General features: G+C 55.1%; 16 protein-coding genes, 8 tRNA genes and 3 rRNA genes. All 27 read right to left on the bottom strand.

Annotation, left to right across the window (positions count from 1 at the left end; translation table 11 throughout):
- Positions 1–58: 58 nt before the first annotated feature.
- The gene (locus ACULM0_RS10815) at positions 59–1,795 is read right to left on the bottom strand and encodes a sigma-54 interaction domain-containing protein (protein WP_463677543.1); all 1,737 of its coding nucleotides are present in this window, start codon (positions 1,793–1,795) and stop codon (positions 59–61) included.
- Positions 1,788–3,080, bottom strand: a complete 1,293-nt coding sequence (locus ACULM0_RS10810) for a CdaR family protein (RefSeq protein WP_463677542.1) — start codon at positions 3,078–3,080, stop codon at positions 1,788–1,790. The genes ACULM0_RS10815 and ACULM0_RS10810 overlap by 8 nt, the downstream gene beginning before the upstream one ends.
- A complete protein-coding gene (gene cdaA / locus ACULM0_RS10805; RefSeq protein WP_463677541.1) occupies positions 3,073–3,894 on the bottom strand; it encodes a diadenylate cyclase CdaA in 822 nt (273 codons plus the stop codon). The genes ACULM0_RS10810 and cdaA overlap by 8 nt, the downstream gene beginning before the upstream one ends.
- 87 nt (positions 3,895–3,981) lie before the next feature.
- Positions 3,982–5,064 carry a chorismate synthase gene (gene aroC / locus ACULM0_RS10800; RefSeq protein ID WP_463677540.1) on the bottom strand — a complete coding sequence of 361 codons (1,083 nt, stop codon included), beginning with the start codon at positions 5,062–5,064 and terminating at the stop codon, positions 3,982–3,984.
- Entirely contained in the window at positions 5,055–6,113 is a 1,059-nt protein-coding gene (locus tag ACULM0_RS10795) for a 3-dehydroquinate synthase (RefSeq protein ID WP_463677539.1), read from the bottom strand. Before ACULM0_RS10795 ends, aroC begins: the two co-directional genes overlap by 10 nt.
- 80 nt (positions 6,114–6,193) lie before the next feature.
- Positions 6,194–7,729, bottom strand: a complete 1,536-nt coding sequence (locus tag ACULM0_RS10790) for a complex I subunit 5 family protein (protein ID WP_463677538.1) — start codon at positions 7,727–7,729, stop codon at positions 6,194–6,196.
- 30 nt (positions 7,730–7,759) lie between these two features.
- Positions 7,760–9,316 (bottom strand): complex I subunit 5 family protein, encoded by a 1,557-nt coding sequence (locus tag ACULM0_RS10785; RefSeq protein WP_463677537.1) that lies wholly within the window; start codon positions 9,314–9,316, stop codon positions 7,760–7,762.
- Between the two features lie 14 nt (positions 9,317–9,330).
- Positions 9,331–10,881 carry a complex I subunit 5 family protein gene (locus tag ACULM0_RS10780; protein ID WP_463677536.1) on the bottom strand — a complete coding sequence of 517 codons (1,551 nt, stop codon included), beginning with the start codon at positions 10,879–10,881 and terminating at the stop codon, positions 9,331–9,333.
- Position 10,882: 1 nt separating this feature from the next.
- The gene (locus ACULM0_RS10775; protein ID WP_463677535.1) at positions 10,883–11,215 is read right to left on the bottom strand and encodes a sodium:proton antiporter; all 333 of its coding nucleotides are present in this window, start codon (positions 11,213–11,215) and stop codon (positions 10,883–10,885) included.
- Entirely contained in the window at positions 11,208–11,603 is a 396-nt protein-coding gene (locus tag ACULM0_RS10770) for an MnhB domain-containing protein (protein WP_463677534.1), read from the bottom strand. The genes ACULM0_RS10775 and ACULM0_RS10770 overlap by 8 nt, the downstream gene beginning before the upstream one ends.
- Positions 11,604–11,633: 30 nt before the next feature.
- Complete coding sequence (locus tag ACULM0_RS10765; RefSeq protein WP_463677533.1) at positions 11,634–11,888, bottom strand: hypothetical protein; 255 nt, start codon at positions 11,886–11,888, stop codon at positions 11,634–11,636.
- A 3-nt stretch (positions 11,889–11,891) separates the two neighbouring features.
- Positions 11,892–12,434, bottom strand: a complete 543-nt coding sequence (locus tag ACULM0_RS10760; RefSeq protein WP_463677532.1) for a Na(+)/H(+) antiporter subunit B — start codon at positions 12,432–12,434, stop codon at positions 11,892–11,894.
- Positions 12,431–12,721, bottom strand: a complete 291-nt coding sequence (gene mnhG, locus ACULM0_RS10755; RefSeq protein ID WP_463677531.1) for a monovalent cation/H(+) antiporter subunit G — start codon at positions 12,719–12,721, stop codon at positions 12,431–12,433. Before mnhG ends, ACULM0_RS10760 begins: the two co-directional genes overlap by 4 nt.
- The gene (locus tag ACULM0_RS10750) at positions 12,718–12,981 is read right to left on the bottom strand and encodes an MrpF/PhaF family protein (protein WP_463677530.1); all 264 of its coding nucleotides are present in this window, start codon (positions 12,979–12,981) and stop codon (positions 12,718–12,720) included. The genes mnhG and ACULM0_RS10750 overlap by 4 nt, the downstream gene beginning before the upstream one ends.
- Positions 12,978–13,472, bottom strand: a complete 495-nt coding sequence (locus ACULM0_RS10745; RefSeq protein WP_463677529.1) for a Na+/H+ antiporter subunit E — start codon at positions 13,470–13,472, stop codon at positions 12,978–12,980. The genes ACULM0_RS10750 and ACULM0_RS10745 overlap by 4 nt, the downstream gene beginning before the upstream one ends.
- 196 nt (positions 13,473–13,668) lie before the next feature.
- Positions 13,669–13,757 (bottom strand) — tRNA-Ser (locus ACULM0_RS10740).
- A gap of 54 nt (positions 13,758–13,811) precedes the next feature.
- Positions 13,812–13,887, bottom strand: a tRNA-Phe gene (locus tag ACULM0_RS10735).
- A gap of 5 nt (positions 13,888–13,892) precedes the next feature.
- Positions 13,893–13,967: transfer RNA gene (locus ACULM0_RS10730), tRNA-Gly, on the bottom strand.
- 10 nt (positions 13,968–13,977) lie between these two features.
- Positions 13,978–14,061 (bottom strand) — tRNA-Leu (locus ACULM0_RS10725).
- A gap of 15 nt (positions 14,062–14,076) precedes the next feature.
- A tRNA-Val gene (locus tag ACULM0_RS10720) sits at positions 14,077–14,152 on the bottom strand.
- A gap of 5 nt (positions 14,153–14,157) precedes the next feature.
- Positions 14,158–14,232, bottom strand: a tRNA-Glu gene (locus ACULM0_RS10715).
- 12 nt (positions 14,233–14,244) lie between these two features.
- A tRNA-Met gene (locus ACULM0_RS10710) sits at positions 14,245–14,320 on the bottom strand.
- Positions 14,321–14,340: 20 nt separating this feature from the next.
- Positions 14,341–14,457 (bottom strand): 5S ribosomal RNA (gene rrf / locus ACULM0_RS10705).
- 119 nt (positions 14,458–14,576) lie between these two features.
- Positions 14,577–17,516: ribosomal RNA gene (locus ACULM0_RS10700) — 23S ribosomal RNA — on the bottom strand.
- Positions 17,517–17,661: 145 nt separating this feature from the next.
- Positions 17,662–17,737 (bottom strand) — tRNA-Ala (locus ACULM0_RS10695).
- Positions 17,738–17,861: 124 nt separating this feature from the next.
- Positions 17,862–19,401 (bottom strand): 16S ribosomal RNA (locus ACULM0_RS10690).
- Together the 16S, 23S and 5S rRNA genes with 8 tRNA genes alongside form the textbook arrangement of a ribosomal RNA operon.
- Positions 19,402–19,634: 233 nt before the next feature.
- On the bottom strand, positions 19,635–20,372 hold the full coding sequence (locus tag ACULM0_RS10685; protein WP_463677528.1) for an alpha/beta hydrolase family protein: 738 nt from the start codon (positions 20,370–20,372) through the stop codon (positions 19,635–19,637).

Here is a 20,372-nt window from a genome sequence, read left to right as displayed (position 1 = left end):
TTTTGCAAATACTTGCGTGCAATATCATGCACTATGGAAAAATCAAGTGCAATCTCTTTCACTCGGTAATGTCCATCTTTTTCATTTTGTAGTAAAGACTCCGCAGGGAGATCCCCAGATCCTTGGCCGTCTGCTCGCGATTTCCTTCGTTTAGCCCCAGCACCCGCTCGATATGGGTCTTCTCCACATGTTCTGTCACGCTCTTCAGGGTGAGCGAGGGATGGAGGCCATCGTAGACATCGAACAGTACCTGCTCCTTAGTCTGCTTCATCTCCTCGAGATTCGGCAGGTGGTCCGGACGCACCATCGTCTCGGCCATCTTCATGTTGATCATGGTCCGTCCGATGAAGTTCTCCAGCTCCCGGATGTTGCCCGGCCAGTCGTAGGCGCGGATCATGAGCATGGCCTTGGGCGAGACGCCCTCCACACTGCGACCGTACTCCTGGTTGTACTTGGACACGAGGTAACCCACCAGTTCATCGAGATCTTCCTTACGCTCCCTGAGCGGGGGGATGCTGATCGGCACCACGTTCAACCGGTAATAGAGATCCTGTCGAAAAGACCCCTCCTTTACCGCCCGTTCGAGATCGAGATTCGTCGCCGACAGGATCCGCACGTCCACGGGGATCGTGGTCGATCCGCCCACACGCGTGATCTCCTTCTCCTGCAGTACGCGCAGCAGCTTCGCCTGGGTGCTCATGTTGATCTCCCCGATCTCGTCGAGAAAGAGGGTGCCACCGTTGGCCTGTTCGAAGAGACCGCGCTTGCCCCCCTTGGAGGCGCCGGTGAAGGCCCCCTCCTCATAACCGAAGAGCTCCGATTCCAGGAGACTCTCGGCGATGGCAGCGCAGTTGACCCGGATAAAACGGTTGTACTTACGCGCCGAAGCGTTGTGGATGGCGTGGGCGAAGAGCTCCTTGCCCGTGCCGCTCTCTCCCCGCAGGATGACCGTGGCCGGTGTGGCTGCGGCCATCCGGGCCTTCTCGATGGCATTGATGATGATCGGGCTCCTGCCGCGGATATCATCGAAGGTGTACTTGGCCTCTAGGTTCCGGATGATGGCCTTGGCCTGGTCGAGCTCGTTCAAGAGACGGTTGATTTCCGTGAGGTCGCGGATCACGGCCACGCTCCCGCGAAGCTTGCCGCCTACCAGAATCGGCGCGGCATCCACCACCACATCCCGCTTGGCCGGCCCCACCTTCAGGTTGGCCCCCGTAACGGGTTTCTTCGACTCGATCACCTTGAGGTGTACGCTCTCGCCCTCGGCCAGGTCCACGGTACAGTGCTTGCCGATCACGTCACCCTCCGTATAACCCGTGAGCTTTGTGTAGGCGCGGTTGATCAGGATGCCGAAGCCCTTTTCATCCACCACGCTGATGGCATCCTGGGTGGCCTGGAAGACAGCCTCTAGAAGACTCTTGGTCTCCTTGACGTCGGTGAGCTCGCCCGCCAGGTCCAGGACCTCGGTGATGTCGCGAAAGACCGCGATGGCCCCGATGACCTGACCATCGTCGTCGAGAACCGGCATCCGGTTGGTCACGATGGTGATGTCCCCGAGGGGCTGCTGCTGGTTGAGCTCCGATACGCCGGTCTGAAGGATCAAGGGTAGCCGCGTGGTGTCGATGACATCGTCCACCGGCTTGCCCACCGCCTCTTCCGACGGGATCTTGGTGAGTCTAGAGGCCGCCGCGTTGAAGAGGGTGATGATCCCATCGGTATCCACGGCGATCATCGCATCGTGGGTGGCGTTCAGGATCTTCTGGATCTCCCGTTTCATCGGCCGCTCTCTATTCAACCGCTTCACCCTCCTCCTCTTCGCTTGCCGTGGGATCGACGAAGTTCAGAGCGATGGTCGCCGGTTCGAAGGCGATCCGCTCGGCAGTAGGTGTCTCCCGAAGGTAAACCTTCAGCTCGTGGACCCCCGCCTCCGTGACGCGCGACGCGTCGACAAAGGGTTCGAAGTCCCCGGCCTCGATCGTCTCGAGCACCGAGGGCACATCCTCCACGGTGATGCTCAGGTAGCGCTCTGTAGCGCCGTAGGCAATCTCCAGACCAGGCGGTCGGTTGTCGATGGTGATATCTTCATAGCGGAAGTCGTAGGTAATCGCCTCCACCGGTTCGATGCGCAGTTCGATCTCCGGCGTGGTCTCGAGATAAGGCGTGCGGATGCGCTCCGGTAGATTGAAGCTGATTTCTTCCGAGAAGCTGGCCGTCAGATCCGTCAGATCCACGGGCACGGTGAGCACTTCGTTCAGACCGTCCACGCTGGTCTCCAGACCACTGACCACGACGCGCTCGGGCCGGACGATCACATCGGTGAGACGGTAACCCTCGGGGACCTCACCCACGAGATCCACGCGAACGGGCACTTCTTTTTCCTTGTTGACGGGAATTTGCACGCGGACGCTATTGGCCGACAGCGTCACGCCGCTGACCACCTCACCATCGGCATCCCTGGGCATGACGGCCACCGGCTCGGAGATCCCCAGGGTCTTTCCGGTTACCTGGACCGTGCCCGAGATCCGGCGCACCTGGTTCACAATGGTCTCCGGACCCGTCACGGTAATGGCCTCTGGATCAAGCTGGGTGCTCCCGATCCGGTACCCTTCTGACAGATCGCCCGATGTGTATACTTCAACGGGTTTCGACTCGGAGATCATCCGGTCGAGAAAGATCTTGATCTCCGAAACCGAACGCGAGGCGATCTCCACCATCTCGCGGTTGGAGGTGGCCTCGATGGGCACCGTGTGGGTCCCCTTCTCGTAACCGCGCAGGTCGGCCACGAGGCTGAAGTCATCGGGACTCACGGTATAGAGGTCGTTGCGACGACCCTGTACCCGCAGGTCGACGAAAAAGTCCTTGTTGTCCATGATCACCAGACCGCGCCGCTCGACGTCCTCAACGTTGATCAGGTTCACCGGCACATTGTCCACGGAAATGGTCATCACCGGGTTCACCTGGTCCATCACATACAGCCAAAAGATCACGGCGAAAAGCAGCGCGAAGAGCTTGGGCATGGTATTTTTCGACAGGCGCGAGCCGGCAAGCCGCCCGCGCAACCATTTGAACAGATCAGTCATTCTTCACACGCCACCTTTTTTTGAAAAATCCTGAGGGTTCATCGGAGAGAAGGCTCTCGTTCAAGAGGTTCTTCAGCGTCTGACCGTCCAGGTAACGACGCAGTTTGCCATCCTTGGCCAGGGAGATCCCGCCGGTCTCTTCACTGACCACGATCACCAGGGCATCGGAGGATTCCACCAGACCGAGGGCCGCCCGGTGCCGGGTCCCCAGGTCCTTGGAGATTGTCAGGTTTTGCGACAGGGGTAAGAGACAACCCGCCGCCATGACCTGACGGTCGCGGATGACCACGGCGCCGTCGTGCATGGGGGAGTTGGGGAAAAACACATTGAGCAGTAACTGGGCTGTAATCTTGGCCTCGAGCCGGGTCCCTGTATTGATGATATCGTTGATCCCCGTATCCTGCTCGATCACCACCAGGGCACCGATCTTCTTGCGGCTCATGGTCCCGATGGCCTCCACCAGCTGGGCAATATCCTCGCGACGCTCCTCGGCGATCAGGTCGTTCATGGACTTGGACATGAACTTAGACCGACCGATGTACTCCAGCGCCTTTCTCAGCTCTGGCTGGAAGATGATGAGCATGGCCACCAAACCCAACGTGAAGGTGTTCCTCAGTATGTAGTTCACCACGTAGAGCTTGGCCCACTCGGAGAGCTTGGAGACGATCATCAGGATCACAAGCCCCTTGACGAGCTGGACCGCACGGGTGGACTGGATCATCATGTAAATCTTGTAGAAGACAAAGGCAACGATCAAGATGTCGATCACATCGAAGATCCGGATGTTGCTCAGTACCGTCAGTACGGAATTCATTCCTCACACACCTCATTTTCTCTATTCTGTTTCTATTGTATCAAAAAACCGCCGGTGAGTAGGCCGGCGGCTCAACGAAATAAAAAATTAATATGCCAGCTTGCCGGCGCGCCCGAGCAGATCGTACAAGACGAAGGCCGTCAGGTTCTCCACCACCACACGGCCCCTGAGGGCGATGATGGGGTCGTGTCTACCGCCGAGGGACAGGGTCGTCTCCTCCCTGGCCATGCGGTCCACCGTCTGCTGGTCCTTGGCAATCGAGGGCGTCGGTTTGAAGGTCACCGAGAAGACCACCGGCATCCCCGTGGTCATACCACCCAGGGCACCACCGTTGTGGTTGGTGGTGGTCACCACCTTGCCCGACTGCAGGGCGTAACCATCGTTCACCTCGCTACCCACGGCCTCACCAAAGCCTTCGCCGAGACCGAAGGACACTGCCTTGATTCCACCGATGGCAAAAAGGGCCTTTGCGAGCTCTCCCTCCAGGGTGTCGAAGTGCGGTTCCCCCACACCGGCCGGCAAACCTGTCACCACAGTGCGGACCGCAGCACCCGTGCTGTCACCCGAGGTCTTCAGCCCTTCTATGTAGCGTCTCACTGCTTCTTGCTTGTCTTGGGCCACCATGGGTATCTCCAGATCATCGAGGCTACGCAGACCTTCAAGATCCGTCGGTGTGTCTTCTGTATGCGGTCCCACCCGGTAGAGGTGGGTGTGGATCTCGATCCCCTCGGCAAGGAGCAACTTGCGCGCCAGGCTACCCGCGAAGACCAGCGGTGCCGTGAGGCGACCGGAGAAGCGTCCGCCGCCACGCACATCGAAGGCCTCCCCGTACTTTTGCCAGGCCGGGTAGTCGGCGTGTGAGGGGCGGAGCAGGCGCTCGAGCTCACTGTAATCCCGGCTCTTCTGATCGGTGTTCCGGATTACCGCCGCCAGCGGCGCCCCCGTGAACACGCCATCTTTAAGACCGCTCAGGATCTCCACCTCGTCCGCTTCCTTTCGGGGCGTGGCCAGGGAGCTAGCGCCGGGTTTTCTCCGCGTCAGCTGGTGGGCAGTGTAGGCCGCATCATAAACCTGCCCCGGGGGCAAGCCGTCGACGACCACCCCGATGGCAGGCCCGTGGGACTCGCCAAAAAGCGAGAGCGTCAGGATGTGACCGAGGTTCATCGCCATGGTGCGTCCCCCGCTTCCATACGTGCAAAGAGCCCCTCCACACGGTCGGTCAACACATCGAGTGCCACGGCCTCCACGCGGGGAGAGCCCAGCGCATCGAGCACGATGACATCCATCAGGTAGCCGTGTCGTTTCTTATCCTGCATCAGCGCATCGAAAAAAGCCTCGCGATCGGACGGCAGAACAAAGTCCGGGAACCCAAAACGTTCGGATAGGACCTGGACCCGCTTTGCCAGTTCTTCTTTTCCCGTCATCAGAAGCATCAGCACCATCCCCTGCATCACGGCTTCCCCGTGGCCGATGGGACCGTATCCTGTTACCGCTTCGATGGCATGGCCCAGGGTGTGACCGAAGTTGAGAACATCTCGGGAAAGATCCAAATCGTGGACAAACTTCCGTTTGACCACCAGGCTCGCGTGCACGATCTCCTCGGTGAAAAGATCCTCGATGGTGGCCGCCGACTCCAGGTCACCCAGCAGATCCTGGTCATCGAGCAGCCCATGCTTCACCAGTTCACCGATGCCGTTTCGCTTCTCTTTCTCCGCTAGGGTATCCAGATAGGCTAGGTCTGCGAAAACCCGCTTGGGGTGATGGATCACGCCCACGAGGTTCTTGCCCGCGGGCAGGTTGATGGCCGTCTTTCCACCGAGAGAAGCGTCCAGTTGAGAAAGGAGCGTCGTGGGGATCACCACATGGTCAATGCCCCTCTTGTACACCGCAGCGGCTAAACCGGCCAAGTCCGAAACCACACCACCACCGAAGGCGATGACCACATCTTGCTTGGTCAGATTCTCCGAGGCAAAGCGGTGCATCAGTTCCTCGAGTCTGGAGAAGGATTTCGTTCCCTCACCCGACGGTAGCACGATGGGAAGCAGCGGCATCTCTTGGTCGGCGAAGCGATCGACCAGCGGTGCCAGGTGATGAGCCGCCACCCCCTCATCGGTGATGAGCACGGCGCGGTCGTAGTCGCGTAAATATAAAAGCACATCGGAGAGGAGATCCCTTCCGATCACTACATCACAGCTTGGGTTAAATTGCAGAATTTTCACTTAGGCCACCTCCATTTTCCTACTAGTATACCATGGAATGACCATGAAAAAACGCCGATCTTCTCCCTCGCCGGGAGAGATCAGCGCGTCAACAACAGGGTGAAGAGAATCAGGCTGGTCATCAGTACCGCTGCCCGGTCAAAACCCAGGCGGAAGTGTCGGAGCCGCCAGAGCACAGGGTGCTCTTTGCGTACGAAAAGAAGATAAAGGGGGAGGGCAATCGCCAGGTAGCCGGCAAAGGTGAGCCAGGTGGACAGTTCGATGGTATAGGCGGGAAAACCGAAGGGGGCCGTCCATAGCATCTGGACCAGCTGCAGGACCACGAGGAGCGCGGACAGACCGTAAATGGCCAACCTTTTCTCCCGTGGAATCGCCAACCGGTGTTTTCGCTTCTCGCCCAGCAGAACGCTAGCGAAACGTAGCATGTAAACGAGCCCCAGCGCTCCGGCCAGGTGGATCAAGGGACGCGCCCAGGGATGGGCTGCCTCCAGGATGAGCGACTTGACCAGGTAGGTTCCCGAGAGCGGGAAGGAAGCCATGGAGAGGATCCCCAGGATCAGGGCCAAGGCGATATCCGGATAGGTGCGCAAGACCCCGCGGATCGCATCGATCCGCCGCGTGTTATAGGCGGTCACCAGCGCGCCGGCCACGAGAAAGAGCAAACTCTTGAACAGGGCGTGGTGCCCGATGTAGAGAAGACCCGCCGTGTGGGCGATGCCGCCGGAGACGACGCCGAGGAGCACATACCCCGTGTGCGCCGTGGTACTGAAAGCCAGGAGCATCTTGATGTCACGCTGGCTCGTGGCGAACAGGATCCCCGAAGCCAGGGTCACGATCCCCACGACCATGCCAAAGGTGTAGAAGAGGGAACTGTCGATGACACCGAGGACCTTGATGAAACCGATAAGCCCCGTTTTCATGATGACACCAGAGAGGAGCATGGCGATGGATTCAGGCGCGGCGCCATGAGCCCAGTTGATCACGGGGAAGAAGAGGGATTTCACGGCAAAGGCGCCCATGATCAGGGCCTTGGCAAAGGTCAGCGTCAGGTTGTCGTCTAGTGCGACCACGTCTGCAAAGTTCAGACTCCCCACATTGTAATATAGAATCATGGTCCCCATGAGGAAGAAAATCATGGCCAGGGCGTTGTACATCAGGTAATAGAGTCCACTGCGCAGGGCGTAGCCATCTTTCTTGTAGACGATCAGCACCGTGGCCGATAGGCTCATGAGCTCAAAGAGTACGAAGAGGTTGAACAGATCGTAGCTAAAAAGAAAGGCGTAGTAGGCCCCACGCAGCATGTTGAAGAAGACCTCGAATTTCTCGTCCTTACGCCCCTCCTTCTCCCCATAGAGCCGGGCGAAGAACCAGAGGACGGCACCCATGAGGGCCAGGGAGGCCATGGCCACATTGACCTTGAGACTGATTCCCACGAAGGTGGGGTGGTAGCCCACGACCTTGATAATGGGACCCTCCACCAAGACCTGGCGAAGGAGTCTTAGGGACAGAAGGATCTCCACGAGGAGTAGCACATGCCCGAGGTACCAGCTGCGCCGTTCTTTCAACAGATAGCTGAGTAGTCCGAAGCCAATGGGGAGAAAGATCAGGGGGTACACGCTGGCTCACCTCGCTTTTTATGTACGGTTTTAATTTTGGCTGAAGAACACCGCTGTGATCAGAAAGATCATCATCAGGATATTGGCATCGGCAAAGGAAAGTTTGAAGTGTCTGAGCCATGCGATCCAGGGGTGCTCCCGCTTGATGAAAAAGCGGTAGAATAAAATCGCCCCCAGGAGGTAGATCGCAAAGTTCGCAAAACTCATGGGTGTGATCTTCACGTAGGTGCCCGGCGCAAAGTAGCCCAGGAAGAAGGTCTCCAGGAAGGCCGAGAAAAGCAGGACCACGCCGAGTCCGTAGATGGCGATCTTCTTGTTCCTCGGGACGTGGAGCGGTTTCTGGTGGAAACTATCGCGCTGGAAGATCGTGGAGACTTTAAAGAAAGAAAGGATCGTTCCGAAGTTGATCACGTGGAGGGCGTAGGTCATGGCCGTTCCGTAGGAGCCCTTGGCGATCAACGCCTTGGACACGTAACCATTGGTGAAGGGAAAAGCCGTGATGGACAGCATGGCCAGGGCCATCATGACCGCCATGCCGGGCATGGTCTGAAAAAGACCCCGTATCTCGTCCACCCGCCGGGTGTTGTAAGCCCCGATCAAAACTCCGGCCACGAGGAAGAGTTCGGATTTGAAGAGTGCGTGGTTGAACAGGTGCAAAAGCCCCCCGACGAAGACGGGGCCCTGTCCCGCCAGACCGATCAGGATCAGACCCGATTGGCTGATGGTGTGGAAGGCCAGGATCAGCTTGAGATCCTTCTGGCTCACGGCGAAGAGGAAGCCGATGACCGCTGTGAGCACCCCAATCACCAGCATGTACTCGGTGAAGCCCTGGCTGCCGAGCACCCGGAAGACCTTGATGAGCCCCACGAAACCGGTCTTGACGAGAAGGCCGGAGAGCAGCATGGAGATCGACGTGGGCGCCGCGGCATGGGCCGTGGGAAGCCAGTTGTACACCGGAAAGAAGGCGGACTTGACCCCGAAGGCCACCACCATCAGGGCGATGGCGAACTTGAGCATGGGTCCCGGTGGCATCATGGCCATGTGGGAAAGGTTCAGCGACCCGGTCTGTTGGTAAATGATCATCACACCGAGCAGGTAGAAGACCATGCCCACGCTGTTGAAGAGCAGGTAGTAAAAACCCGCTCGGATGGAGAAACCATCCTTCTTGTAGGTGATCAGCACCGCCGAGAGCAGGGAGATCAGCTCCACCAGCACGAAGATGTTGAAGAGGTCGTTGGAAAAGATAAAGGCGTAGTAGGTTCCCCTCAGAAAGTGGAAGAAAAAATGAAACTTAGCGTCCTCCGTCCACTTGGTGATGGCGTAGAAGTAGCTGAAGAGCCACAGGATCGGTCCAAGGAGCACGAAGCCAGCCATCAGGGGGTCCACCAGAAGCTCGATGCCCACGTGGGGATCGTATCCCCCGAGTTGGATCGTACGCTGGCCCTTGTCTATCACATCGTAAAAGAGGTAGGCGGCCAGTCCGATTTCCACGAAGATCACCGCGGGACTGAGACGATTCAAGCGCGGCTTGTCCACGATGTACAAGAGCAGAGCGAACAGGATCGGCAAGAAAATCAATACGAACAACAGTCACCCCTCCTTTAGAGCGTGAACCAGACGGCCGTGATAATGAACAGCATCATAAGGATATTGGCGTCGGCAAAGGACAACCTGAAATGTCTCAGGTGATAGAGATAGGGATGTTCCTTGCGAACGAACAAGCGGTTGAGCAAGAGGGCCACCGCCGCGTAAATGCCAAAGGTAGCGAAGCTTCCCATGGAAACGGCAATCTCGATGTCGGCGAACTGCGCCATGATCCAGGGTTCCAGCGCCGCCGTAAGGATGAGGAGGAGGCCGAGTCCATGGATCGCGATCCGCTTGTTGATCGGTACCTGAATACGCTTTTCGTGGACGCGGTCCCGCCGGAAGACCCCGGCGATCTTGATGAAATAGACCATGGTCCCGATGTTGATGACGTGGATCATCCCACCGATGAGCAGGGGGTAGTCTCCCTTGGCGATCAGCGCTTTCGAGTAGTAGCCATTGGTAAAGGGCATGGCGGTGATCGATAGCATGGCCAGCATCATGACGAAGGCGATGTCGGGCATCGTCTGGAAGATACCCCTGATCTCCTCGATCCGCCGCGTGTTATAGGCGGCGATGAGTACCCCGGCGATGAGGAAGAGGGCCGATTTAAAAAGCGCGTGGTTGAACAGGTGGAGCAGTCCTCCGACGAAGACCACCTCGTTGCCCACCAAACCCATGAGAATCAGACCCGACTGGCTCACGGTACTGAAGGCCAGGGTCATCTTGAGGTCCTTCTGGCTCAATGCGAAAAGAAAACCCACCGTGGCCGTAAGGGTACCGATGATCAGCATGTACTCGGTAAACCCCTGGCTACCGAGCACACGGAAGACCTTGATCAGACCCACGAACCCCGACTTCACGAGAAGGCCCGAGAGTAGCATGGAGATGGACGTGGGTGCAGCAGCGTGGGCCTTGGGTAGCCAGTTGTAGACCGGGAAGAAGGCCGACTTGACCCCGAAGGCCACTACCATCAGGGACAGGCTGAACTTCAGCGCTGTACCATCGGGCATCAGCACCAGATCCGATAAATTGAGCGATCCAATGCTCTGGTAGATGACCATGATCCCCAAAAGATAGAAGACCATGCCCACGCTGTTGAAAAGCAGGTAGTAAAAGCCCGCGCGGACGGCAAAGCCATCTTTTTTGTAGGTGATCAGCACCGCGGAGATGAGCGAGATCAGTTCCACGAGGACAAAGATATTGAACAGGTCGTTAGAAAACAAAAAGGCGTAGTAGGCGCCTCTCAAGAAATGAAAGAAAAAGTAGTACTTGCTGTCCCCGGACCACTTTGTCATCGCGTACAGGCAACTAAAGAGCCAGAGGATCGACCCCAGTAAGACAAAACCGGCCATCAGGGGATCCACGAGCAGCTCGATTCCGATGTGTCTTGGATAACCACCCATGAGCAGGCGAATCTCCCCCTGGGTGGCCACCCGGTAGAGAAGCCTTGCGGCCAGAGGAATCTCCAGCAGGATCACATAGGGACTCAACCGGTTCAAACGCTCGCGGTCTGCAATGTACAGGAGCAGTGCAAAGGCGATCGGCAGGAAGACCAGGGTCAACATACTACAGCTCCCGCTTCAGCACATCGTCCCAGTCGAGCGATCCGAAATAGTGGAAGATCTTGATGCTCATCATCAGCACCAGTGCTGTGATCGAAGCGCCCACAACGATCGTGGTGATCATCAGGGCCTGGGGTAGGGGGTCGACGAAATTCTTGACTCCATCCCAGAAGATCGGCACTTCGGTCCCATCGAGGGCGGCCATGTCGAGAAAAAGCAGGATCAAGGCCACCTCCGCGATGTTAAAACTCACGATGGACTTGATGATATCCTTGGACATCATCAGCCCGTAGATACCGATGAGGAACAAGATCAACGCCATATACAGGTTAAACATCGCCTTCCCCCTCCTCGATAAATGATTCGAAAATGTTGATCAGACCCAAGGTCACCTTGAATCCGATGATAAAGTTCAAGAGTATGAGAAACAGCACATTGGGTTCGATGAAGAAGTTGGTGAAATGAACGCCCTTTGTGAAGTAGGAGAGACCTCCGACGAAGAGCAGGAGGGCGTAGAGTAATTTCTCGATGGTCGACAGAATGGCCAGGGGGAACCGCTCCGGTCGAAAGAAAACGTGAAGGAGAAAACCCGTGGCCACGATAGCCCCACCCTGGAAACCGCCACCGGGTGTCAGGTGGCCGTGCAGGGTAACGTAAGCACCGTACAGGATCAGATAGGGATAGAGAAAGCGGCTCATGGTCCGCAGGATCGTTGAGGTCCGCATGAGGGATCACCTGCCTTTCGGGGCGTTTCGCTAGTGCATGTCCACGTCTTTCTTTGCCATGAAGATCACACCGGTGGTTGCTACGAACAGGATGCTCGTCTCAAACAGGGAGTCGAAGAGCCGGTAATCCAAATAGATCCCCGTGACGATGTTATTCGATTTGACCTCGGTCTGCGTGTTGGCGATGTAGTAGTTCTTGGCCGCTTCATTGGGTTCGAAGCTCACCATGGTGACAAAGGCATAGAAGAAGAGGCTCAGGATCAGGATATTGATGATTTTTCTCATGTCTTAGTCCCCCATATCGATATCCGGCACCAGGATCACCTGGAGGTTGGCATACGGTTCCACCATTTTTTCAAGTTTGTTCATGAGGATACTCGATTCTTTTCCCACGAGATAAAAGGCTTCCATGTTCTCTCGCTTCTCTACGTACAGGTCAATGTTCACCTTTCGAAACACACCCGTGAGCTGGAGATCTTCCTCATCGACATGGGTCATGATCCTCAGGTCCAGGTTGTAAAAATCACAGAAGTCCTGCAGAATCGATTTGCAGTTGCCCGTGTCATCGATAAAGCATTGGTTCATCACGTCTCCTGTGACGATAAAGACCCGCTGCTTGGAAACGGTGAGCAGAAAGATCAGCGGGATCAGAGCACTACCGATGGCGATTTCCGCGATGGCCACGTCCGGGGCCGAGTTGAGGAAATAGAGAGCCGAAATCACCAGGCTGAAGACAGAGAAGTAAATGATCATCCGCAGGTAGTTCCGCTCTTTGATCGTCATGATGGCCACTAGGATCAACAGCACGTGCATGATGTACTTGAGGATCATCGGTATTCCTCCTCCGGTTCAACGCCATTGAGGTGGGCGCTAGATGCAATCAGGTGGTTGGACACCGGTGATGTGATCAGTAGGAAGGCCAGGATGATAAAAAGCTTCAGCGTCAGGGTATTCCAACCGACCTTGAACATCAGGGCCACCAGTATGGCCACGGTAGCCGCTGAGTCAATCATACTCGAGGTCAGGATCCTGGCGTAGAGGTCTTTGAAGACAAAGATCCCGATCATGCCCAGGATCACCAAAAGGGCTCCAAACAGCAATAGGATATCTCCGATCATTTCGTCCGCCCCCCCATGATGACAAATCGGCTGAGTAGTAAGACCACTAGAAAACTCAAAATGGCAAAGGTCATGGAGATGTCGAGTAGGTTCGGGTCACCCCGATCGACACTGATGATCGTAAAGAGCAGTAGCATCTTGATGCTGAGCAGATTCAGGCTCAGGAGCTTATCCCAGATGCTCCGTATGGCAAATAGACGGTAGAGCGTCAACGAGATGGCCAAGAGCAATATGATGTTGGTCAGAGAAATGATCGTCATCTTTTTTTCCTCCCGAAAATTCGCTCGTACCGTGGAATGATGACCGTTTTAAATTCTTCTACCTCCGACACGTCTCGAACAAGGGCCAGGACGATCAGGGTATTGCCCTGGATCTCCAGGCTGATAGTCCCCGGCGTCAGCGTTACCGCATTGGCGATAAGCGTCTTGAGCAATACGTCTTGGCAGGTCAGTTCGTGATAGATGATGGCGCTCCATGCATCGTTCTTGCGAATTTTTTTCACATGTTCATACGTGGCGATAAAAATATCCATGATCACGCGCACGACGAACAGCGTAAAATTAATCAGATTCAGATTGCTAAATACACTCTGGCCCTTATGCGACTCCGTGAGTTCCGTGATCACCATGACCACAGCAGAGATCACGAGGCCCACCAGGATATTCTGAAGGGAAGGATTCCATGTCAAGAGCATCCAGAAGGCAAAAAGTGTCGTCATCAGTTTTAAGTCGATCGCTTGATTCCTGATCATTGCATATCACCCCGCTTGATGTACTATTACCCAATAGTCTATAAGAAAAACAAAAGCATTTCAACTACCTATAGAAAAATTTTATACCTTTTCGTGAAATGAGGACCTTGTGCACTCATGATATCAGAGAAGGGCCCCCTTAGAAAAGCCCGGGCACAAAAAAAAAGAGCCTTCTTGGGCTCTTCATCGCAAATCATGGCGGAGAGGGTGGGATTCGAACCCACGTGGGCTTGCGCCCTAACGGTTTTCAAGACCGCCCCGTTATGGCCACTTCGGTACCTCTCCGGATGGGAAAAGGAATATAGGTCGACCGCGAGTCAACTCGCAGACGACCTATGATGGTGCCCAGAGGCGGAATCGAACCACCGACACGGGGATTTTCAGTCCCCTGCTCTACCGACTGAGCTATCTGGGCATAAATGGAGCGGAAGACGGGATTTGAACCCGCGACCCTCGCCTTGGCAAGGCGATGCTCTACCACTGAGCCACTTCCGCAAGAAAAAAATGGTGCGGGCGAAGGGATTTGAACCCCCACGTCGTAGACACTAGAACCTAAATCTAGCGCGTCTGCCAGTTCCGCCACGCCCGCGTTTTGTGATGCTATTGGTGGGAGCAACAGGGATCGAACCTGTGACCTCCTGCTTGTAAGGCAGATGCTCTCCCAGCTGAGCTATGCTCCCGTGAATGGTGACCCCTGGGGGAATCGAACCCCCGTTACCGCCGTGAAAGGGCGGTGTCTTGACCGCTTGACCAAGGGGCCAGGTATATGTAATGGTTGCGGGGACAGGATTCGAACCTGCGACCTCCGGGTTATGAGCCCGACGAGCTGCCAACTGCTCCACCCCGCGATGGATTGTGATGATGTGAAGACCGGCAACGTCCTATTCTCCCAGGGGACTGCTCCCCAAGTACCTTCAGCGCTGAGAAGCTTAACGTCTGTGTTCGGGATGGGAACAGGTGTATCCTTCTCGCTATCGTCACCGGATTCTTCAATTGTAAGCAAGCTTTCGCTCACTCAAAATCGCATACAGCAAATCAAACCAAGTTGTTTCTAAGAAAAAGTATCTTCTCTTTATGATCTTCTCACCAACCCAAGGTTCGCCTTAGGTCAAGTCCTCGACCGATTAGTACCAATCAGCTAAAAGCATTACTGCCCTTTCACCCTTGGCCTATCAACCAGATGGTCTATCTGGGGTCTTACTCATAAATGATGGGATATCTCATCTTGAGGGGGGCTTCGCGCTTAGATGCCTTCAGCGCTTATCCCTTCCGCACGTAGCTACTCAGCTATGCCCTTGGCAGGACAACTGATCCACCAGCGGTGCGTCCATTCCGGTCCTCTCGTACTAGGAACAGAGCCTCTCAAATATCCAACGCCCACAGCAGATAGGGACCGAACTGTCTCACGACGTTCTGAACCCAGCTCGCGTGCCTCTTTAATGGGCGAACAGCCCAACCCTTGGGACCTACTACAGCCCCAGGATGAGACGAGCCGACATCGAGGTGCCAAACCTCCCCGTCGATGTGGACTCTTGGGGGAGATAAGCCTGTTATCCCCGGGGTAGCTTTTATCCGTTGAGCGATGGCCCTTCCATGCGGTACCACCGGATCACTAAGCCCGACTTTCGTCCCTGCTCGACCTGTATGTCTCGCAGTCAAGCTCCCTTATGCCTTTGCACTCTTTGCGCGATTTCCAACCGCGCTGAGGAAACCTTTGGGCGCCTCCGTTACTCTTTAGGAGGCGACCGCCCCAGTCAAACTGCCCACCTGACATTGTCCCAGAGCTGGATCACAGCTCCTGGTTAGAACACTGGTATGGAAAGGGTGGTATCCAAAGGACGACTCCACACACACTGGCGCGCATGCTTCTATGTCTCCCACCTATCCTGTACATCCCATACCAAAATCCAGTGCCAAGCTACAGTAAAGCTCCACGGGGTCTTTCCGTCTTGCTGCGGGTAACCGGCATCTTTACCGGTACTACAATTTCACCGAGTCCATTGTTGAGACAGCGCCCAAATCGTTACGCCTTTCGTGCGGGTCGGAACTTACCCGACAAGGAATTTCGCTACCTTAGGACCGTTATAGTTACGGCCGCCGTTTACTGGGGCTTCGATTCTAAGCTTCGCTTACGCTAACCTTTCCTCTTAACCTTCCAGCACCGGGCAGGCGTCAGCCCCTATACATCATCTTTCGATTTAGCAGAGACCTGTGTTTTTGGTAAACAGTCGCTTGGGCCTATTCTCTGCGGCCGCCTCAGGCTTTGACACCCTACGCGCGGCACCCCTTCTCCCGAAGTTACGGGGTCATTTTGCCGAGTTCCTTAACAATGGTTCTCTCGCTGGCCTTAGAATTCTCTTCCTACCTACCTGTGTCGGTTTACGGTACAGGCGCCCTAAAAACTCGATAGCGGCTTTTCTCGACAGTTTGAAATCGACAGCTTCGTTACTTAAGTTCACTCCCCATCACAGCTCACCTTTTAACGGGACGGATTTGCCTATCCCATCAAGCTTGCTGCTTGGACGCGCTCTTCCAATCGCGCGCTCTGCCTATCCTCCTGTGTCACCACATCTCTCAAACGCTTCTAAAGCGGTACAGGAATCTTCACCTGTTGTCCATCGCCTACGACTTTCGTCCTCGGCTTAGGTCCTGACTTACCCTGAGTGGACGAGCCTTCCTCAGGAACCCTTAGGTTTTCGGCCGGTGTGATTCTCACACACCTCTCGCTACTCATGCCAACATTCTCTCTTCTATACAGTCCACCATACCTTACAGTACAGCTTCGTCCCGTATACAATGCTCCCCTACCACTAGAAGACCTTAAGTCTTCTAATCCATAGCTTCGGTGGTGGATTTTAGCCCCGGTAATTTTCGGCGCGACATCACTCGACTAGTGAGCTATTACGCACTCTTTCAATGCGTGGCTGCTTCTAAGCCAACATCCTAGTTGTCTAGGCAATGTCACATCCTTTCCCACTTAATCCACACTTGGGGACCTTAGCTGATGGTCTGGGCTGTTTCCCTCTCGACAACGAATCTTATCACACGCTGTCTGACTCCAAGGATAAAGATCACGGCATTCGGAGTTTGATAAGCTTCGGTAGGCGGTGAAGCCCCCTAGGCTAGTCAGTGCTCTACCTCCGTGTCTCATTTCCTCAGGCTAGCCCTAAAGCTATTTCGGGGAGAACCAGCTATCTCCGTGTTCGATTGGAATTTCTCCGCTACCCACAAGTCATCCCAGCCTTTTTCAACAGACATGGGTTCGGGCCTCCACAAAATTTTACTTCTGCTTCACCCTGCTCATGGGTAGGTCACACGGTTTCGGGTCTACGCCATACAACTCGTCGCCCTATTCAGACTCGCTTTCGCTACGGCTACGGTGCTCAAGCACCTTAACCTATCGCTGCATAACGTAACTCGTTGGCCCGTTCTACAAAAAGTACGCGGTCGCAAGTCATGCTTGCTCCCACTGCTTGTAAACATAAGGTTTCAGGTTCTATTTCACTCCCCTCCAGGGGTTCTTTTCACCTTTCCCTCACGGTACTATGCGCTATCGGTCACTTGGTAGTATTTAGCCTTGGGAGATGGTCCTCCCTGCTTCCCACAGGATTTCTCGTGTCCCGTGGTACTCTGGATCGGACGTCGTCCGGGTCCACCTTTCGTCTACGGGACTATCACCCGCTCTGGTGTGCCTTCCCAGGCATCTTCGACTAGACTTATCCCTAAACTTTATTCGTCCGTCCGCAACCCCGAGACCCGTAGGTCTCGGTTTGGGCTCTTTCCCTTTCGCTCGCCGCTACTCGGAAAATAGATTGTTTTATTTCTCTTCCTCCGGTTACTTAGATGTTTCAGTTCACCGGGTTCCCCCCGTCAGGCTATGTATTCACCTGACGGTCCTCGCGGATGAACGCGAGGGGGTTTCCCCATTCGGACATCCCCGTATCATCGCCTGCTTGCGGCTACACGGGGCTTTTCGCAGCTTACCACGTCCTTCATCGGCTCCAAGTGCCAAGGCATCCGCCTTATGCTCTTACTTACTTGACCTGCTTCACCTTGAGTCGGCGATCAGATCTTTTAAAAAAGAGATTCTCTCTTTCAAATTTCAGCTTGGTTTTTTTCTTAGATTTTAAGAAGTTTTGCTGTATGCAATTTTCAATGAGCGTTTCATATGCGACAAAAGAAATCAAAATGGTGGAGGTAAGGAGACTCGAACTCCTGACCCCCTGCGTGCAAGGCAGGTGCTCTCCCAACTGAGCTATACCCCCAGCTTTTCCTTGTCTCCACGCATCTGGTATGCGTGGCATATGAAATTTTGAGAGTTTGAGCTCTCAAAACTGAATCGTACGAACGTCTTTTCATTAAAGGCTTATTTTTTATGATTCTCCTTAGAAAGGAGGTGATCCAGCCGCACCTTCCGATACGGCTACCTTGTTACGACTTCACCCCAGTCATTGGTCTCACCTTCGGCAGCTTCCCCCGCTTAAAGCGGTTGGATCACTGACTTCGGGTGCTCCCAACTTCCATGGTGTGACGGGCGGTGTGTACAAGACCCGGGAACGCATTCACCGCGACATGCTGATTCGCGATTACTAGCAACTCCAGCTTCACGTGGGCGAGTTGCAGCCCACGATCCGAACTGAGATCGGCTTATAAGGATTCGCTCCTGCTTGCGCAGTCGCTGCCCGTTGTACCGACCATTGTAGCACGTGTGTAGCCCAAATCATAAAGGGCATGATGATTTGACGTCATCCCCACCTTCCTCCGGTTTGTCACCGGCAGTCCATCTAGAGTGCCCAACTTAATGCTGGCAACTAAATGCAAGGGTTGCGCTCGTTGCGGGACTTAACCCAACATCTCACGACACGAGCTGACGACAACCATGCACCACCTGTCATCCCTGTCGACCAAAGGTCGAAAGCTCTGGTTAAAGAGCGATCAAGGAGATGTCAAGATTTGGTAAGGTTCTTCGCGTTGCTTCGAATTAAACCACATGCTCCGCTGCTTGTGCGGGTCCCCGTCAATTCCTTTGAGTTTCAGTCTTGCGACCGTACTCCCCAGGCGGGGTACTTATTGCGTTAACTGCGGCACCGACACTCGCATGCCGACACCTAGTACCCATCGTTTACGGCGTGGACTACCAGGGTATCTAATCCTGTTCGCTCCCCACGCTTTCGTGCCTCAGTGTCAGTTACAGTCCAGAAAGTCGCCTTCGCCACTGGTGTTCCTCCTAATATCTACGCATTTCACCGCTACACTAGGAATTCCACTTTCCTCTCCTGTACTCAAGTCCAACAGTTCCCAAGGCTTACAACGGTTGAGCCGTTGCCTTTCACCTCAGGCTTGATGGACCACCTACGCACTCTTTACGCCCAGTGATTCCGGATAACGCTTGCTCCCTACGTATTACCGCGGCTGCTGGCACGTAGTTAGCCGGAGCTTGCTTCTAAGGTACCGTCACTGCTTCTTCCCTTAGAACAGAATTTTACGACCCGAAGGCCTTCATCATTCACGCGGCGTTGCTGCATCAGGCTTGCGCCCATTGTGCAATATTCCCCACTGCTGCCTCCCGTAGGAGTCTGGACCGTGTCTCAGTTCCAGTGTGGCCGATCACCCTCTCAGGTCGGCTACTGATCGTCGCCTTGGTAGGCCGTTACCCTACCAACTAGCTAATCAGACGCGGGCCCATCCTGAACCGATAAAATCTTTAACGAGCAGGTCATGCGACCTTCTCGCTTCATGAGGTATTAATCACCGTTTCCGGTGGCTATCCCTCTGTTCAGGGCAGGTTGCCCACGCGTTACTCACCCGTCTGCCACTTTCCGCAAGTTCCCTTCCACCGAAGTGTCCGTTCCCTCGCTTCTCGTTCGACTTGCATGTGTTAAGCACGCCGCCAGCGTTCATCCTGAGCCAGGATCAAACTCTTTGAAAAAATTTTGAAACCATAGCTCTAATAAAAAATTGACGTTTCGTACGATTCAGTTTTCAAAGATCAAACTGCTGTCGCGGTATCGTTTTCACGTATCTTGCGACTTATATATCATATCAAAGGAGCTACAAACTGTCAAGTCCCTTTTTATGCTGTTGTCCATGCTCCAGACCTTCCGGCCCGAAGCGACTCTCATAGTCTACCATGAAAAACGCCGGAGCGTCAAGAGGAAAAACTCAACTTTTGAAAATCCACCGATCCATCTCGTCGAGTAGCGCTTTCTCTCTCTCGATTCCTTTGAAAAGATGGTCCATCCCCTCGGCTTTCCAAAGCTGTTTCGGTGACGAAGCCGCCTCGTGGAGCCGCACACCCTGGTCAAAGTCCACCACCCGGTCTACGGGGGAGTGGATGACCAAGTGATCGGATTGACCTTCCGGTTTAACACCCTCCTGCACAGCCTGCTCCACACTTTCCAAGAATGAACGCCTGACGGTGAAATGACCAGGTCCCACGACTAGTGTGCCCCGCCCTCGTCCGTCGTAGTCGATCTCGGACAGACGCCGCTTCAGCCCCTTGAGATCGACAGGAGCCGCCAGCGTGATCAGGCGCCGAGCCCCCAGGTCCTCCTTCTCAAGCGCCGAAAGAAAACCACCCAGGGAGTGCCCCACCAAGATCTCAGGTTTTTTCACGAGTGCCGATACCGTCTCGTGGGCAGCCCGGTAATCGCAGACCATTGTCTCGAGGGTCGTCTCCTCGAAGCGTCCCCCCGATCGCCCCAGCCCGGAGAAATCAAAAGAAAACCAGCTGATCCCCTGGTCTGCCCAGTGCTGCCCCAACCTACGGAGGATCAGATAATCCATCGTGCAGGTGAAACAACCGGCATAGAAGACAAGGGGACGGAAAGCATAGTCGGGGGCCAGGTGTAATTTGCCCCTCAGTGCATGGTCTTTCAAATCGATCATCACAGATTGCAT

It is taken from the genome of Halotolerantifilum yawarlongkerapense, from assembly GCF_054506745.1.
Note: the sequence above shows the minus strand (reverse complement) of the source record. Positions and strands in the feature narration are given on the sequence as shown.